This window comes from Neisseria sp. SLRRB23, from assembly GCF_050896295.1.
Lineage (GTDB): Bacteria > Pseudomonadota > Gammaproteobacteria > Burkholderiales > Neisseriaceae > Neisseria.
On the sequence record NZ_JBPBFH010000081.1, the window covers coordinates 1 to 497 of the forward strand.

A 497-nucleotide genomic window follows, 5' to 3' on the forward strand; every position below is an offset into this window, starting at 1 on the left:
GAGAACATTACTCCGGAAGTGGCTGCCGTAGTAAGCGATGCGGTAAACCAAATCAAAACCTGCTCCAAGCGTCTGTTGGCAGTAGATATTACCTATAACTTTCTCTATACTGCTCCCGGTACGATTTGGGAAGTGATTGAGGGTATGGCTGCCGATATGATTGCAAACCTAGGCTATGATGATAAGCGCAATCCGCTTGCCACCTATATCGGTTGGATCAGGGTGCTGCGCGGCCGGCGGCAGTATGTCGCCTGCGTGAATACCGCCGCACTCAACTACCGCTCGCGTTTGGAGCTGGCTTTTCTCGATCTTTGATTCATCCGGGAGGGGGTATGTTGGACAGGCTGAAACATATTTGGATGCTGTATCGCAAACCGATACTTTTGAATGTTGTTACCGTCATCATCTATATTTTGCTTGACGGGCCGACCACTGAGGGCAGCCGAACGCCTATGCCCCCTATGAACGCTTGGGAAAAAATCCTGTTTATGGCAGCC

At 50.5% G+C, this 497-nt stretch carries 1 protein-coding gene; it reads left to right on the top strand.

Annotated elements, in window-relative coordinates:
- A partial coding sequence (locus tag ACRPFF_RS11120) for a hypothetical protein (RefSeq protein WP_432674664.1) occupies positions 1-315 on the top strand: 315 nt, incomplete at its 5' end.
- Between the last annotated feature and the right edge of the window lie 182 nt (positions 316-497).